This window comes from Tenacibaculum agarivorans (assembly GCF_001936575.1).
Lineage (GTDB): Bacteria > Bacteroidota > Bacteroidia > Flavobacteriales > Flavobacteriaceae > Polaribacter > Polaribacter agarivorans.
This window is the reverse complement of record NZ_MSMP01000017.1, coordinates 32647-49172: the sequence shown is the minus strand read 5'-3', so window position 1 is coordinate 49172 and position 16526 is coordinate 32647. Positions and strand designations below refer to the sequence as shown.

The 16526-nt window shown below is 30.3% G+C and carries 11 protein-coding genes; all 11 read left to right on the top strand.

Annotated elements, in window-relative coordinates; translation table 11 throughout:
* Positions 1 to 10 precede the first annotated feature (10 nt).
* Genes BVC87_RS13780 through BVC87_RS13735 form a run of 11 tightly spaced genes read left to right on the top strand, consistent with a single transcriptional unit; the run spans position 11 to position 16521 of the window.
* The gene (locus BVC87_RS13780; RefSeq protein WP_075342972.1) at positions 11 to 472 is read left to right on the top strand and encodes a phage tail protein; all 462 of its coding nucleotides are present in this window, start codon (positions 11 to 13) and stop codon (positions 470 to 472) included.
* 5 nt (positions 473 to 477) lie between these two features.
* Complete coding sequence (locus BVC87_RS13775) at positions 478 to 924, top strand: phage tail protein (protein WP_075342971.1); 447 nt, start codon at positions 478 to 480, stop codon at positions 922 to 924.
* A 3-nt stretch (positions 925 to 927) separates the two neighbouring features.
* Complete coding sequence (locus tag BVC87_RS23425; protein ID WP_159439361.1) at positions 928 to 1086, top strand: DUF5908 family protein; 159 nt, start codon at positions 928 to 930, stop codon at positions 1084 to 1086.
* Complete coding sequence (locus BVC87_RS13770) at positions 1087 to 1767, top strand: CIS tube protein (RefSeq protein ID WP_083629478.1); 681 nt, start codon at positions 1087 to 1089, stop codon at positions 1765 to 1767.
* An 8-nt stretch (positions 1768 to 1775) separates the two neighbouring features.
* Positions 1776 to 3575, top strand: coding sequence for a type VI secretion system tip protein VgrG (vgrG, locus tag BVC87_RS13765; RefSeq protein ID WP_075342970.1), 1800 nt, complete (start codon positions 1776 to 1778; stop codon positions 3573 to 3575).
* A 2-nt stretch (positions 3576 to 3577) separates the two neighbouring features.
* Entirely contained in the window at positions 3578 to 4093 is a 516-nt protein-coding gene (locus BVC87_RS13760) for a GPW/gp25 family protein (protein ID WP_075342969.1), read from the top strand.
* 23 nt (positions 4094 to 4116) lie between these two features.
* Positions 4117 to 7755: a hypothetical protein gene (locus BVC87_RS13755; RefSeq protein ID WP_159439360.1), complete on the top strand. Its 3639-nt coding sequence runs from the start codon at positions 4117 to 4119 to the stop codon at positions 7753 to 7755.
* A gap of 23 nt (positions 7756 to 7778) precedes the next feature.
* The gene (locus BVC87_RS13750) at positions 7779 to 8531 is read left to right on the top strand and encodes a hypothetical protein (protein ID WP_083629476.1); all 753 of its coding nucleotides are present in this window, start codon (positions 7779 to 7781) and stop codon (positions 8529 to 8531) included.
* Between the two features lie 15 nt (positions 8532 to 8546).
* Positions 8547 to 11420, top strand: coding sequence for a hypothetical protein (locus tag BVC87_RS13745; RefSeq protein ID WP_075342967.1), 2874 nt, complete (start codon positions 8547 to 8549; stop codon positions 11418 to 11420).
* A complete protein-coding gene (locus BVC87_RS13740) occupies positions 11417 to 15184 on the top strand; it encodes a contractile injection system tape measure protein (RefSeq protein ID WP_075342966.1) in 3768 nt (1255 codons plus the stop codon). The genes BVC87_RS13745 and BVC87_RS13740 overlap by 4 nt, the downstream gene beginning before the upstream one ends.
* The gene (locus BVC87_RS13735; RefSeq protein ID WP_075343015.1) at positions 15172 to 16521 is read left to right on the top strand and encodes an AAA family ATPase; all 1350 of its coding nucleotides are present in this window, start codon (positions 15172 to 15174) and stop codon (positions 16519 to 16521) included. Before BVC87_RS13740 ends, BVC87_RS13735 begins: the two co-directional genes overlap by 13 nt.
* The last annotated feature ends 5 nt before the right edge of the window (positions 16522 to 16526 follow it).

The window sequence follows — 16526 nt, the reverse complement described above, 5'->3', positions numbered from 1 at the left end:
ATATTGAATCATGGCAGATGATGGATCAAAACAAGGCTCAGTTTGGCCACTAACTAAATTTTATTTCACAGTTAGTTTAGGCTCTCAAGATAACACAGCGTCTTTTCAAGAAGTTTCTGGTTTAGATACCGAAACACAAGTGGTAGAATACAGACACGGAGATAGTAAAACGTTCAGCACAATTAAGATGCCTGGATTAGCTAAATTTGGTAACGTAACACTAAAAAAAGGAGTCTTTGTAAAAGATAATAATTTCTGGAAATGGTATGATGCTATTAAAATGAATACCATTAAAAGAGAAACCGTGGTTATCAAGTTATTAGATGAATCAGGTTCACCTACAATGACTTGGACATTAACTAATGCTTGGCCAACAAAAATTACTGGTACAGATTTAAAGTCTGAAGCTAATGAAGTGGCTGTAGAAACTTTAGAATTAGCTCATGAAGGATTAACTATTGCAAATAGCTAAAATTTATGAGTGATTACCCATTACCAGGTTTTTATTTTAGACTTACATTTCCCTTAGAATTAGGCTTAGCCGATACTTCTTTTAAAGAGGTATCGGGTATGTCTATGGAAATGGGTGTAGAAGAAATTGCAGAGGGTGGTGAAAATCGCTTTAAACATAGAGTTCCTACAGGTGCTAAATATCAAAATTTAGTTTTAAAACGTGGAGTTACTTCTAGTATTTCTTTATTATCCTTATGGTGTGAGGCTACAATTGGTGGAGGTTTATCGTCAACAATTATAACGCAAACCGTTATTCTCAGTCTTTTAGATGAAGATAGTTTTCCTATAAAAAACTGGAGTTTTATAAATGCCTGGCCGGTAAAATGGGAGTTTTCTCCTTTAGATTCTATGAAGAATGAAATTCTTATAGAAAGTTTAGAGTTATCTTACGATTATTCATTAGTAATTTAAATCATGCCTATAGAAATAAGAGAATTAATTATTAAGGTGAAAGTTGAGGAATCTATGGCTCCAAAATCTGAAGTTTTAGATACAAATACTATTAGAGAAACTATAGCCAGTCTTTGTAAAAAAGAAGTAAAAAGGCAATTACAAAAACTTAAAGAACGATAAATGTCGAAAGAATTAATGACCATTACCGCTTACTCAGATAATGAGTTTTCAAGCGAAACAGGCGATAGTTGTACTGTACAAATCAATCCTGCTTCATATACACATGAACACACTATTGAGTACAATAAATTTCAACCTGTAGGTTCACCAGGTACTTCTACTTGGTATAAAGGAACACCTCCAGAAAAGGTGTCTTTTGATATTTATTTTGATGCTACTGGAGCAATAAGCACGAGTAGTTTAAGTAGTTTATTATCTTCATCAACTTCTGTTTCAGATCAAATCGATGAGTTTAAAAGTACCTGTTTTACCTATAATGGTAGTATTCACGAACCTAACTATTTAATTCTTTCTTGGGGAACATTAGTTTTTAAATGTAAATTGATCTCTCTCAATATTTCTTATACTTTATTTCAAAGTGACGGTACGCCGTTACGAGCAAAATTAAGTGTAGCTTTTGAAAGTTCTATTTCAGCAGATGACATTGCTACAGAAGCAGATAATCAATCACCCGATTTAACTCACTATATAGAAATAAAAGAAGGAGATACTTTGCCTTTAATTTGCTATCAAATTTATGGTGACAGTAATTATTATACTGAAGTAGCTGCTTACAATAATATTTTAAATTTTAGAGATTTAAGTCCAGGTACAAAATTATACCTACCTCCTTTAAAGTAATTGTAGTTATGGCAAGTTCACCAATCATCAGTGGAAACAATTTAGTTTCATTTACCATTACCTCTGAAGGTGATGCAATTCCAGATTCTTATGGAGTTATGAGTGTGAGTATTACACAAGAAATTGACACCATAGCTCAAGCACAAATTACAGTTAGAGATGGTAATCCATCCACTCAAATGTTTGAAATTGCAGATGCTTCAACTTTTGAAATAGGAAACACCATTGAAATTTCTTTAGGATATGCCAACGATACTACCACCATATTTTCTGGTGAGGTAACCAAACAATCCATTAAAGTAGATGATTCTGGAACTACTTTTCAAATCACATGTAAAGATACGCTTGTTTCTCTTGTAAAAAGTAAAAGTCAAGTTGTACTTTCTGATTCCTTAGATAGTGATGCAATTCAGCAAATTGTAGATAATACAGGTGTAGATGCAAGTATTACTGCTACTAGTGTAACTAAAGAAAAGATTATTCAGTATCAAGCTTCAGATTGGGATTTTATTGTAAGTAGAGCACAACGAAATGGTATGGCGGTTGTGACGGATAGTGGAACATTAACTATTAGTGAAATTTCAGTAGATAGTGAAGCCGTTTTAGAACTCGAATATGGTAGAGATATTATGGAAATGGATATTGAACTTGAAGCTACAGAACAACTCAATTCAATTACGTATAATTCTTGGTCACTTTCGGATCAAGAAACTGTAAGTTCAGAAGCCAGCGAGCCTACCGCAAATGAACAAGGAGATACTTCAGAGTCTGACTTAGAAGCAGTAACTGATACTGATGAAACCATATTTACCTCTGTTCCTTTTACGCAAGAAGAAACTCAAGAAACATCCGATGCTTTATTATTACGCTTACGCATGTCTAAATTCCGTGGAAGCATTACATTTCCAGGATCTGCAGAGGTAAAACCAAATACACTAATATCGTTAACAGGATTAGGAGATTCGTTTAATGGTGATGCTTATGTATCTAGCGTACATCATAGTTTAAGTGGTGGTAAATGGATTACTGAAGTTCAAATTGGAGTACTACCAGAATTTCATGATCAAAAGGTTAAATCAGCCCCTTCTGAACCTGAAATTAAAGAAACATTAATTGATGTAAAAGGACTTCAAGTTGGTATAGTACAAGATGTGTATGATGAAGATGGAGGAGAATATAGAGTACAAGTAGAAATTCCAATGTTAAATGATACCACAGAATTTGTATGGGCGCGTTTAGCATCATTCTATGCTAGCAATTCTTTCGGAGCGTACTTTTTTCCTGAAGTAAATGATGAAGTTATTTTAGGTTTTATAGACGGTAATCCAGCTTATCCAATAGTTTTAGGAAGCATGTACAGTAGTGCCTTACCTCCTGCTTCAACTGTTATTCCTGCTGATAGCGATAATAATCTTAAAGCTCTTGTGACCAGAAGTCAACTTCAAGTGCAGTTTGATGATGAAAATATTGTCATGACTATGCTTACTCCAAACGGAAATACTATTGTATTAAGTGATCAAGATGAAGCTATTACCATCACAGATCAAAATAGCAATCAAATTTTAATGAATAGTGACGGAATTACGATCCAAAGTGCTTCAGCAATGACACTTAAAGCTTCAGATGCTGTCAGCATAGAAGGTGCATCAGTATCTATAAAATCAGATAGTGATGATATTACTATTAGTAGTTCGGCTTCCCTTTCTGGTTCGGCATCACAATCATTAACACTTAGTGGAAGTAGTAGCACAGATGTTAGTAGTAGTGGTACAACAAGTATTAGTGGATCAACAGTAAATCTCAATTAAATATGAAATTTAAAGTAGAAGATGTAAAAAAACATAATTTGTTTTTAGGAACAGGATGGAGCTTTCCTCCTACTTTTCATAAAGAAAGTTCTTTAGGAGTAGAAATGGTTTCCAATGAGAAAGATATTCAGCAATCGTTAAAGATTTTATTAAACACCAAAATCGGAGAACGAATTATGACTCCAAGATATGGTTGTGATATTTATACCTATTTGTTTGAATCTATATCAAACTCTCGGATTCATTTAATTACTGAAATGATTCGAACTGCTATTTTAAGATTTGAACCCAGAATAAAATTAATAAAAGTTTATGTTGATGAATCTCAGTATTTAGATGGAGTAATCAAAATCAACTTAGATTATAAAATTCCCTCAACAAACACACGCTTTAACTTGGTTTTCCCATATTATAAAATTGAAGGAACTGATATACCAGAATTATATAAAAGACCAGTTAAGCAACCTACTAATTTCGCAGATTTACTAGCGCTTCATAAAGCAAAAAATAAACAATAGATAGTTTTTAGCTTAGATTACAGATGATGAAAAGAAGAAAAGGGACTATACAACAGCAAAGAATCAATCACAAACTCCTTAATCCAGATTTTGAGATAGACGATCGATCATTTGAAGATCTCTTGGCTTATGTTGTTTCCTATGCAGAACATATTAATTTTTATACCACTGAAAATATTATTGATGGAAATTGGAGAAGTTTAATAGAACAAGATCCTGTAATTTATATCATAGGAATTATTAAAGAACCTATAGATAGTTTACGTTTTGAGGATAAAATTGCAGAAGAAATTGCTATCACTTTATTAAACTGGTATCAAAAAATAGAGCAATGGTACCATACCCTACTCCATTTCAATGAAACCACAATTGCTAATAAAATAAGCAACGTGCTGTTAGAAGTACTATGGGACAAAAAAGTTGCCTTAGAAGAATTTCTTGAGTCAGTACGACAAGAAGAGTTTATAGAAACTCCTTTTATTAATTCCTTAAAAAACTACACTAATAGCCTTACAAATAGCGAATTCAATTTAGAGGAAACAGCCCATACTTTCAGAAAAATGATTGTATACATTCAAAACTTTACGCGAAAGTATTTACATAAAACTGTTTTTTCTAAACAAAATCATATGCCAAATAATGCAATGTATATTACGTTTGCCATCTTATTTAATAAGATTCAAACACAAATTAATGCCATTGCTCAAAAACATTTGGATTTTTATTATAAAAACATACTACAGCAAACCCCTAATAAAGGAATTCCTACACAAACAATAGTTTGTTTTGAATTATCTCCTAAATCTAAAGGAGTTTTAATTCCTGAAAACACACCTGTTTTAGCCGGGAAGTTATTTGATAGTAAAAAGAATATTGTTCTCGAAACAACAAAACCGCTTCTTGCCTCTCCTGTTGTAATAGATAGTTTACAAAACTTATATGCTAACAAAAGTAACTTTATTAAAATAGGAACAAAAGATCCTACAATTGCTAATATTTTACAGCATACATTTATTAGTAATGGTAAACAACAACTAACGGATAATAAAGGTTTATTTGGAGCAGACGAAAACTCAATTATAGACTCTGAAGTTTCGCCTAAAAATACTGCTGATATTGGGTTTATTATTGGATCACAAGTTTTATTTCTTGGCGAGGGAGAACGAGAAATAAAAATTAGTTTTTTCCTAGAAAAAGACTCTTCTGAACAAACATTTTGGAAATTATTACATGAAATGGTAACTAATCAAGGATTACCATTAGATGTTATTTTTAATGATGTTTTTGAAGAAGCTTTTAATATTTCCTACACTAGTAAAGAAAAGTGGATCGATGTACATCGATATTATGTACAATTTGATCAAATCTTAAATACATTTAGCATTATTCTGGAGTTAGGTAATTCTATGCCTGCAGTTACTTCTTCTACTATAGAAAAAGAGTATCTATGGCCAATGCTTAAAGTAGAACTTTCTGAACTTGCTCCAATTTATGCCTACTCATTTTTTAAAGGCTTACAACTAGAAATGCTTACTATAGATGTTCAAGTAAATGGTATCAAAGATTTATCTGTGTACAATACAATGGGGAAAGTTGCTTTAGCTAAACCCTTTTATGCATTTAGCCCAGCTCCTAAGATTGGGGATACTTTACTCATCGGTAAAAGTGAATTGTACCAAAAAGAAATTACTGAGATCGATATTAATATTGCATGGGATAATCTTCCTTCAGATTTTGGTGGTTTCGACTCCTATTATGAATCGTATTCTCAAGTATTCAATAACAACTCTTTTAATGCAGCTGTTTCTGCTTTATCAGATGGTTATTGGTTTCCTTTAGAAAAGAAAGACAGGGAAGAGTTTTCACTATTCAAAACCCAAAATGTAATTACTCCAGAAGGATATAATGAAGTAAAGCTAACGACTAAAACTAATATTAAATTAAATAATTTAGGAAAATATCAATTAACACGTAACTATAAATTAACCGATCCAATTCCCTATAATATTCATACAAATAGTGGCTTTTTAAAACTTTCATTTTCCACACCAGAATATGCATTTGGAAAAGATCTATATCAAAAAGAGTATACTAGAATAGCTACTTACAATGCTAAAAACAACACAGAATTACCATTACCTAATACCCCTTTTTCGCCAAAAATTAAAGGAATTACACTAAACTATACTGCTAAAGATGTTATTTATTTTAATAATGCTTATGACGGTAATGCTAGTTCTTTAAAAGGTGACTATATTCATATTACCCCTTTCGGAAAAGAACAAATCGTTGCTGATAGTAAAGTATATAAGAACACATTAGTTACTGATTTTGAAGGTGAAGGGTATTTATATTTAAAATTAAAAAAAGTAGCTTCTGAGAATTCAATTTCTTTATTCTTTGATTTAAATAATACTACTCCAACTAACTTTGAAAAAGCAAACAATCTCGTAGTTGAATATAAAAAAGTAGATCGTTGGGTTACACTACCTAAAAAGAATATCATTTCGGATAGTACCCATCAATTAAGTTCTTCAGGAATTATTGAAATCTTAATTCCTCGTCTTTCTGATGAAATGAACAAGGATAATTTTGAACTTCGATTTGTGGCTTTACATGATGCTTACAAATACCCAACATTTAATGGAATTTACACTAATGCTGTAGTTGTAGTTTGTACTAATGAAGATGAAAATGTAATTGGAAAGAAAATTGAAGGTGGTAATATTACCAAACTTGGAAAGAAAATAGCTGACATAAAAAAGGTGGTTCAGCCACAATCTTCTTTCGGTGGAAAAACACCAACTGTTCCTGAATTATTTTACACAGAAGTTAGTGAAAGAATACGCCATAAAGATAGGGCACTAACCATATGGGACTATGAACATCTAATTTTACAACAATTCCATGAAATTGCTGCAGTAAAATGCACCAATAAAAACAACAAGTTTAAACCACAAGCGGGTAAAGTTACTTTAGTTATTTTATCGCAACAATGGCAATATGATAATCATCACTATTTCAATACTAATGAATTATTAGTCATTCAACAATTTATAAAAACCAAATCCAATTCATTCATTAAAATTAATGTTCAAAATCCAACACCAGAATGGTTATTGGTAACTTGCGTAGTGCAATTTGACCTGGAAGATCAAGGTGGATATTACATAGAGCAATTGAATACTGAATTGAATGAATACTTATGTCCTGTTTCCAATAAAAATAAAGAAAAAACAGTTGGAATTGGAGGTAGTATTGTCCCACGAACGTTAAAAACATACTTAGAAAACCTCTCCTATATTCAATCGATTAAAAAATTAGAGATTGAACATATCATAAGAAAAGGGATTGACGATTTTTCTTTAAAAGTTTATGAGGAAAATCAAGAGATACGACCTACATTACCATGGTCTATGTTAGTTCCTAAATTAAAACACAACATATACACTTCATCAATTTTAGAAGATGAAACTATTGAAGAAATAGAAAGCCAGAATTTCAGAATAGGTGTCGACTACATTATTGCTGATGATGACGATGATTTTCCTGAAGAGGAGAATACAGTTTCAACAACAGTTATTACTCAAGAAGTAAAACCAAAAGTTACCACGGTTAAAGAGAAAAAGATCGATACTATTTTAAATTTTAATATAGAATAACCATTCAACAAAATATAGAAACATTGAAAATTAAGTTATTAAACAGACAGAGCCTTAAAGTACTTTTTACTGCTGGTGCTAGACCTAAAGAAAGTAATTTCTTCAGTCTAATTGATTCTATGGTAAACAAAGTAGATGACGGGATTTCTAAAACCGAAGAAGATGGTTTAATTCTTTCTCCTGAAGGAAAAGAATCGAATCGTGTGATGAGTTTTTATCAAAATGTTGAAGATGACATACCACAATGGAGTATCGATTTAAATCAGCAGGATGATAAATCACTTTCAATTATAGCTCCAATCACAGAAAAAGAACATAATAACGTAATTGCTTTTCAAAAAACTGGAGAGGTTGGTATTGGAACTCGTAAACCTAAGACTACCCTAGAAGTTAATGGAACTTTAGGTACCAATACACGAGTAGGAACTTATAAAATAGATACTGTACCCGCTGATGGACAATGGCATGATATCCTCTTCAATTTAGATGGTTGTGTTGCTTTTGAAATTATGGCTCAAGTGGGTAAAGAAAAAACAGGTAGGCATGCATTATTACACGCACATGCAGTAAGTACATTCGGTAAATCACACCATAGAATTCGAAAAACACAAGCACATTACGGTTGGTTTTGGAATAAAATAGCTATCCGATTTACAGGCACTACTTATAATTACAAACTACAGTTAAAAACAAGATCAAATTATGGCGATGATATTGAAATTAAATATCATATCACTAAACTGTGGGACAATCAAATGAATGAACTATTTAAATAGTAGCCTAACTATTTTATGAATAACAAAGGATACATTTCTAAAAAGAAAAAAGGTTCTAGTCTTTATGAAGAATTACATAAAGAAGCTTTGGAAATTCTCCAAAAGCTTTGTGGTGATGTATGGACTGACTATAATGAACACGATCCTGGTATAACCTTACTCGAAAATATATCTTATGCTATTACAGAAGTAGCATACAAAGCAAATTTGCCTGTAGAAGATCTTTTACATTCTTCCAAAAAAGAACCCTTAGTTTCTGGAGATAATGGTTTTTTCACAGCTTCTGACATCTTAACTACAAGTCCTATTACGTTTAATGATTATCGAAAAATTTGGATTGATCAAATTCAGAATGTAAAAAATATTTGGATCTATCCTGTCGATAATTACGATAAAGAACTGAATAACATTAAAGGGCTTCTACATGTATATGTAGAGAAAAGTGAATACCACACCAATAAAGTTATAGAAGAAAATGAAAATGAAAAGATCATAAATGACATCATTAAAATTTATCATCAAAACAGAAATCTTTGTGAAGAATTATATGCAATTGAAATTTACAGGCCATTACTTCTTAACATAGAGTGTGAAATTGTTTTATCTGATACTGTTGATGCGGAAGAGGCTTTGGCTACTATTTTACACTGTGTAAATAATCATTTAGCTCCTGAAATAAGTTATCATTCCTTAGCACAATTACAAGAGGAAGGTTTATCTACTAATGAAATTTTTAACGGCCCTAATTTATCAAACGGATTTATTAAAGATGAAAGTTTAAAAGAGCCTTTGAGTATCGTAAATATTTCCGAAGTAATTAAAGCTGTTGCTACACTTCCAGGAATAGTAAATATCAATTACTTTTCATTGAACTATTATGATGAAACTACACATAAAACTATATCTATAAAAGATCATTTTACAGTTCCTAAAAACACTACAGTAAGAGTTACTTTTCCTACATCAAACAAGAAACTAGTTTTTGAAAATTCTGGGATTACTTTTTTGCCTGATTTACAAGAAACAAAAAAGCAACTTTCTTTTATTCAAGCTTTAACGGCTAGTAAGTTTAAAGCTGCATCAAACTCAGAAAATAACATTCCTATTCCTACTGGGAGGAATTTAGATATCAATTATCATTTTCCAATTCGTAAACAATTACCTGAAATTTATGGTATTGGTGATCGTGGAATTAGTAGTAGCGCAACACCATTACGACAAGCTCAAACCAAACAACTAAAAGCATACTTATTACCTTTTGATCAAATTATAGTTAACTTTTTGGCTCAACTATCAAATATTTATAGTTTATATGATGTTCATGGGAATGTAAGCACCTCTTATTTTACCAATAGTTTGCCTGATGTAGAAGAAATTATTGAATTAATTGAACCTGTAAATACAACCTTTAGCACTGAAGAAACTACTAGATATTGGAACATTGTTACCAACGATTTAAACTTATTCTTTGATAATCATGCTTCTGAACGTTTACATAAAATTGCAGATCAATTATTAGCACGTTATAATGAAGCTTTTCAGTTATACTCTTTAACTAAAATTAATAAGAATAGTTATAATGGAACTATTCCTAATGAAAGTTTTAAAAGTGATTTATTGACTATTAAACAAGATTTTATTAGTGAATACGACACTATAAGCTACAATAGAGCAAAGTCTTTTAATTATATCAATAGTGAAGTTATTGATGAAGATACTATTGTTATAACGTTATCTGGAATATTCAAAAAAATAGCTGTTCTTACGGCTATAAACCATACACATATTACATCACTTTCAGAAATTATAACAAACTCTGGGATTAATATTCATCCAAAACAAGAAGAAATTGATATTGTTTTTCATGAAATTACTATAGAAACGCCTATTGAGTTTATTGAAATTGATGAAATTTCATATTTAGTTAAAAATAGTGAAGATCAAGAAAACCTTTTTGAAACCATGCATTATGCAGGTACAGAGGAAACACTTTTAAATGAAGTTTTAAAAGATGGTATAGCTGTTAGTAACTATACAATTAAAGAAAATGTCGAAGAAGAATTATATTACATTTTATTTAAAGGAGAAACTACAAAGTCTAATGTTGCACATATTGTTAGCACTAAAGTAGCGGCTGTAGAAACCATAGAAAAAACCGTTGAATTTCTTACTGAAGTAAGTCAAGAGAGTGAAGGTTTCTTCGCTTTAGAACATGTTCTGTTACTTCCTTCATATTTTGAAAATCATTTTGGTTTTGAAACGGATTTATCTCTACTAGATGATTCTTTGTCTATTATTCTCACGCATTCTGAAAAAACAACTTTTGCCAATCGAGATGAACTTCTTGACCTATTGATTAATGGATTAATTTCCGACGAACTAACTTTCAAAACTGAAACGATTACAGGGGCGTACAGACTTTCAATACAGTCTATTGATGGGAGAACAATTGCGGTTTCTAGAAATGATTTTATAACCAAAGAATTACTTGAACAAGAAATTCAAAAATTAAAAAACATAGGAAATCAACTTGAAAAGGAAGCTGTAGAATCAATTACTACATGTTATGTCTACTATGGATTAGAACCTATAGATGAAAGTTTCTTCTCATTCCGAATGAGTTTTATTCTTCCTTCTTGGCCAGTTCGTTTTCAAAATGAAAACTTTCAGAAATTCTTTGAAAACACAGTGTATGAAGAAATTCCAATTCATATTAGGTCGGATATCTATTGGCCCTATTATAACGACATACAAGTTTTTGAAACTTATTATTTCAAGTGGTTAAAACTCCTGCAAATTCAAAATCCAGAAGACTCTGTTAAAGAAGAAATTAATGAATATGCCTACGAGCTGATTACTGTATTACAAAAGTTAAATACTGAAGGTTGAAAAATGATCAAACACATATCATAAAAAGTCAACAGTATCATATTGAGTTAGACGATGCTTCTAAAAGTTATGCGTATCAATCTAGAGTAAGTCAACTTCAAGAACACACTATTCAAAATATATTACTTAGCGTAATGGATACTTTCCATTCTCCTAAATATTTAGATCAATACGATGAAATTGTTTTGGATTTGGGTACCATTTCAGCTTCAAATTTTGATCGTGAATTAGGATATAAAATAGAAGAAGCTTTTTCTAATTTCTTAAAAAAGAATATTTATAGCGGAACTCTATTACAAGGAAAACGACAATTTATCCATAAAACATATGCAGATCGTTTTTTATTTTTTCTTAGAAATGGATATTTACAATGGGATGTTCCTTCTTCGCAAAACCCAATCGTCCTATTATCTGAAGCTCTAAAAGAAGATCGTGAAATTTTAATTACTGCTTTAAAAAAAGAAGGAAAAAAAGAAAGTATTAGAAGGCGATTAATATCACAATTACAAGATCCTCCCTTAGAAGAATTGGTTATTGCTATAAAAAATGAAGAAGGCATTTTTATCAATCAATCAAGAAGAACAATTGTTGATTATCAAAAAAAACATCATTTAGTTGAAACTCATCAGAGTTACTTTAGAAATGCCGTTTGGGAAATTATATTGGCATATATTTTTACGGAAGTCACCGGTTACACAAACCAAAAGAGTTTTTTAAAGTATTTGGTTAGAAAAGTAGCGGCTAAGTACAATATGTCGTATACCGTTTTACTTCGTAAAATTGCTTCGGGAATTCAAAAAAAGAATATCAGTAAAGGAGCTAATTTTGAAAAGATTATTTTTCAATTACAAGAAGAACTGACTTTTAATGATATTGTAAAAACAAAGCCTATCTCTAATTTTTTTGAGACATTTTCTTACTTTCTTACTTATAAAAGTTTACCTACTGATAGTGACTTTACTTCTTTACAACATTTTAAAAGAGAACTCCATACTTTACTTAAAGAAAACCCAAGTCAGTTCGAAACTATTTTCTTTTCATTTATTCAACAAGATGAAAATAACATTGAAATATTTACTCAATTTTTTGGGAAAGATATACTCGATTTTTTCATTAAAAAAAGTACAAATACAATTATTCAAAATACGGTAACTTTTGTTGCTGAATTAGATCGGATTTCAACCAATTTTTCCCAACCATCAAATACACTTCAACAACTTATAGCAAAAGTAAACAGTATTATATTACAAACTTTTATTGCCGTAAAAAATAAAACTGTTAGTGCAATTCAAGAATTTTTAAATCAAACTTTACAATCCTTTGTATTTGATGCTACTTTTATTGAAATATTAATTCTCTATGGTCAAAACCCAACATTAATATCAAATGAAATTGTACTTTCTTTTACCCAAGAATTAACCGATCATAAGCCTGATAAAAAACAAGTTAACCACAATACAAATGCAATCAACTCTAAAAAATATATTACAAAATTATATCCGTATGTAAAGGAAAAAAACAATATAGCTTTTGAAGATTTTGAGAAAGAACTCTACGAGCAATATTACCAAATTGCTACTTATAAAGTACTAACTTCTTTTTTAGAAACATACGCTAAAAATAAGAGTATAAATAGTAATGTACTTTTAGTCTGGTTACAACAGCGATTAGATGAATTGCAACAAAAAGGAGAAAATATTTATCTAATCATCTCGGAATTAATCACCATAAAAAACGTTTTAAAGTTAGATAAAAAAGCCAGTGATATATTAATTGTAGTACAACAATCTTATTCAGGTAAAAAAACTGAAACAGAAAATCTAATTCCTAAAGAAAGCAGTAACGCTAACATCCAAAATGATAGTATCATTTCAGAATATGCTTACAAAGAACTAATCTTAACTATTAAACAGCTAGTCTTTAACCGAAGTAACAAAAATTTATATCAAAGTATTAAGGATGTACTGACTGTATTTGCTAAAAAACACCAAACATCATTAAAGGAAATAGCTCTTAAACTGATCGATAAAAAATCGGCTTTTAGTGTCCCTCAATTTATTATTCTTGCTTTAAAAACTCTAACAGAAAATCAGAAGAAAAATACAACTGAAGAAAATATAACGCTTCAACATGCTTTGGATACTGTGGAATACTTTCTTCTAAAAGGAACTTTACCTTGGTGGAACAAAAAGTTAAATGTAAAAGAATTACAACAAAACATCAATCAGGTTTTACATTTTAGACCCGAAAAATTCACAAAATGGTTTGTAAAATCATCAAGTCAAAAAATAGTTTTTGAAATTTTTACTGATGCTAGTTTTGAAATGTTTGTTGAACATATATACCCTTCAAAAAGTAAAAAGATAATTGCAACAAAGAAGATTTTCGAATTAGTATTACACAAAGATATTTTTGGAACAAGGTCTATTTCAAGTACGTATAATAAAACCTTAAACTATATACTCTTTATATTTCTACAAAAAAATCAAAACGTTGAATTACATATATTAGTTGAGTTTCTTATTGAACAGGTCTCAAAAACATTCAATATTTCTACAACAGATTTTTATCAGTTATTATATGTTAGAGTTGTAGATCAAAAAACAGGTTCTGAAATTAATGCTCAGTTAAAAGAAATATTAATTACACAAATCCCAAAACCTGAAAATCAATACAGCTCTCAATTATCAAAATTAGAAAACATAAATTTTTGGAAATCAATTCAATTCGACTCAAAGACTGATGAAATAATTTCAATATTTAAACTAATTCACGAACAGCAACCTAGTGAACTTTACTTTCATTTAAAACGCAGATCTTTCAGAGAATTGCTCACCGAACAGGTAACTAGCCAACAACAAAAACTACTTTTAACCTCTCTTTTTTCTGTAGCTGATCAATCAAAATTGACTACTATTTTTGAAATTTTTACTAATTTTAAAAAGCATATTTCTGTTCTTAAATATCAATCGCTTTGGAAATTCTTTATCAATAAAGTGTTATTAAAAATTGCTTTAGATGAAACTAAAAATTGGTCAATTGAAGATTGGAGTCTTTTAATCTTCACTAGTTTATCCTCTTTAAATGATACAACACTAAATTTAATCGGCTTAGTTGAAAAAGCTACACTAAACAACAATACTATTTCAGAAAAAATAACAACAGAACTTCATCTATTATTAGAGAAAAGTACGACCATTGAAAAAGAAGAAAATAAAGACTTTAGAAGATTAACTTCTACAAAAGAGCGTTCAATGGAAGGTGCTGCTTATATTGAAAATGCTGGAATGATAATTTTAGGCCCGTACATTCCAATGTTATTCTCTCGAATGGACCTAACAGAAAACAGAGAATTTAAAAATGATGTTAGCAAGCAAAAAGGGATGTATGCGTTACAATACGCTGTAACAGGAAAAACAGACCCAGGTGAGCATTTACTTTTATTAAATAAAATAATATGTGGTGTTGATATTTATGAGCCTTTAGGACCTGAGATTCCATTAACTGAAGAGGAACAAAACTTAATAGATAGTATGTTACAAGCTGTTATTCAAGAATGGAGTACTTTAGGAAATACATCAGTAGAAGGATTAAGAATGTCTTTTCTTGAAAGACCTGGAAGTATTATCGAAGAAGAGAAAAAGTTTGTTCTTGTAGTAGAACAAAAATCATTTGATATGCTTTTAGATCATATTCCATGGAACATTAGACAGTTAAAATTAAATTGGATGGAAAAATTATTGGAGACTATATGGAGACAATAACAAAAACAACACGTACGCTTCAGCAAGACATCAATTGGTTAGAAACTATCATTGATGTTGGTTTGGCTTTATATTTTAAAAATGAAACTCCATACCATAGTGTTTTAGAAATTGATCCTCCACAGATAGAGGAAAACGATCACACTGGTTATGCTCAAATCCTAAAAAAACACAATCTGAAATTTGAAGAAAGGCTTATCTTAATTATGGCGTTAGCACGCTATGTAAAGCCACAAAGTTTGGATCTATTTCTGTTAAAAAACAAATCTATAGATAGTAATTTTTCTGAATTTGGAGGAATTAAAGAAGAAAAGCAAAATGGTTTTATTCCTACCTTAGAAACAGTTTGTTTTTTATTAGGAGGAGCTGATAATATTGATATACGCATGCATTTTATGCGTATAATTTATGAGAATAATATGTTGTATAAAGAAGGCATTTTAAAGGCTAATATACACCCTATACTTCTTAATGAACCTCTTTTGTTATCTGACGAGTTTTTAAGTTTATTTATAACACATCGAAAACATGTACCAAAGTATAACTCAAAGTTTCCAGCAGAAGAAATTACTACAAAATTAAATTGGAACGATTTAGTTTTAGAAATTGGAGCTAAAAATCAATTAGAAGAAGTAAAAGAATGGCTAAAACATAGCAATTTAATTTTACGTGATTGGGAATTAAATAAAAACTTAAAACCTGGTTATCGTGTTTTATTTTATGGCCCACCGGGTACAGGAAAAACATTAGCAGCAACGTTGTTAGGAAAATCAATTAATGCCCCTGTTTTTAGAATAGATTTATCTATGATTGTTTCTAAGTACATTGGAGAAACAGAAAAAAATCTTGGACAATTATTTGATAAAGCGGCTTCTAAAGATTGGATTTTATTTTTTGATGAAGCCGACGCCTTATTCAGTAAGCGTACAGAAACAAATTCCTCTAACGATAGACATGCCAATCAAGAAGTGGCTTATCTATTACAACGAATTGAAAGTTTTGATGGACTGGTAATTTTAGCTACTAACTTGCAAACTAATATTGATGAAGCTTTTTTAAGACGTTTTCAAAATACCATTCATTTTGCAAAACCAAAATATAAAGAACGTAAGATTTTATGGACAAATATGCTTACCCAAAACTTTGAAATTGATGAAGGAGAAACTGTACTAGATGAAATTGCTAAAAACCATGAACTTTCTGGTGGAGAAATGATTAATGTACTTCGATACTGCGCTATAAAAGCTGCAAAAAGAGGAGAAAAGAAGATCAGTTATAAAAATATTATGACTGGAATTAAAAGAGAATATCAAAAATCAAATAAAACCTTTAATTAAAAATA

What these genes read in the sequence shown, in the direction of transcription:
- BVC87_RS13780 (WP_075342972.1), top strand. Translation starts at nt 11, where the DNA reads ATGGCAGATGATGGATCAAAACAAGGCTCAGTTTGGCCACTAACTAAA.
- BVC87_RS13775 (WP_075342971.1), top strand. Translation starts at nt 478, where the DNA reads ATGAGTGATTACCCATTACCAGGTTTTTATTTTAGACTTACATTTCCC.
- BVC87_RS23425 (WP_159439361.1), top strand. Translation starts at nt 928, where the DNA reads ATGCCTATAGAAATAAGAGAATTAATTATTAAGGTGAAAGTTGAGGAA.
- BVC87_RS13770 (WP_083629478.1), top strand. Translation starts at nt 1,087, where the DNA reads ATGTCGAAAGAATTAATGACCATTACCGCTTACTCAGATAATGAGTTT.
- vgrG (WP_075342970.1), top strand. Translation starts at nt 1,776, where the DNA reads ATGGCAAGTTCACCAATCATCAGTGGAAACAATTTAGTTTCATTTACC.
- BVC87_RS13760 (WP_075342969.1), top strand. Translation starts at nt 3,578, where the DNA reads ATGAAATTTAAAGTAGAAGATGTAAAAAAACATAATTTGTTTTTAGGA.
- BVC87_RS13755 (WP_159439360.1), top strand. Translation starts at nt 4,117, where the DNA reads ATGATGAAAAGAAGAAAAGGGACTATACAACAGCAAAGAATCAATCAC.
- BVC87_RS13745 (WP_075342967.1), top strand. Translation starts at nt 8,547, where the DNA reads ATGAATAACAAAGGATACATTTCTAAAAAGAAAAAAGGTTCTAGTCTT.
- BVC87_RS13735 (WP_075343015.1), top strand. Translation starts at nt 15,172, where the DNA reads ATGGAGACAATAACAAAAACAACACGTACGCTTCAGCAAGACATCAAT.